Source organism: Mesorhizobium sp. M0051 (genome assembly GCF_040323235.1).
In the GTDB taxonomy this organism is placed as follows: domain Bacteria; phylum Pseudomonadota; class Alphaproteobacteria; order Rhizobiales; family Rhizobiaceae; genus Mesorhizobium.
Genome location: NZ_JAMYUT010000095.1, coordinates 1 through 866, shown reverse-complemented (window position 1 = coordinate 866; position 866 = coordinate 1). Strand labels below are relative to the sequence as shown.

Annotated in this window: 1 protein-coding gene; it reads right to left on the bottom strand. The window is 64.3% G+C overall.

What is annotated here, in order from left to right; translation table 11 throughout:
- Positions 1-866, bottom strand: an 866-nt coding sequence (locus tag NKJ90_RS33370; protein WP_352487779.1) for an IS5 family transposase, incomplete at both ends; no start/stop codon positions are given.

The window sequence follows — 866 nt, the reverse complement described above, 5'->3', positions numbered from 1 at the left end:
CGTCGGCGAGGATGCGGCCGATCTGGTTGCCGATGGTCTCTTCCATGTCGGGGATGACGCTTGCCAGCGTGTGGCCGTCGTAGGGATTGCCGGGCAGCGCTTTTGCATGCAGAGCGAACTGGCCACCCTTGGAGCGCTTCAGCGTGGTGGCGAGCGAGACCTTCACTCCGAACTCGTAGGGCATGTGCGCCTTGCCCTTGCCGATGCATTCCACCTCGTGCGCGTGCAGGCTGTAGATCTTGCGGCCGCGCTGACGCTGACGCTGCTCGAGAACGGTGGCGGCCTGGTAGAGCGGCCATTTGAAGAGCGCGTCCAGCCTCGCATCGCCGGCGACCTGGCGACCGATGTCGCGAATGGTCCGGCCGAGGTAGGTCTTAAGCCTGCGCAGCGCCTTGTTGGCCCGCTTGAACTGCTTGGCGTGGGCATAGCGCTGGTGCTTGATCAGCGCCAGCTTGCCGACCCGCACATAGGTCTGGCGCAAATTGAGCCCCGTCTTCCTGGCCAGCCGCACCAGCCGTTCACGCGCCCGGTGGATGAGCTTGGCATCGGTCGGGAACATCACGTTCTTCGGCTGCACGGTTGTGTCGACGATCACCTGGCGCGTGTCGGACGGCTTCATCGCCCCGGTCTTGACCGCGATGCTGAGGCTTTCCTGCAACAGCGCCACGATCCGCTCCTCGCCCATGCGACTGCGCCAGCGCGTCATCGACGAGCGATCGAACGGCAGCGCGTGGCAGAAGAATTCCTCGCCGCAAAGATACTGGAAGTAGGGGTTCTCCACCCAGCGCTCGCACAGCACCTCATCCGACAGGTTGAAAGTGTGTTTGAGGATCGCAAGCCCCGCCATCAGCCGGGTCGGCAGTGGC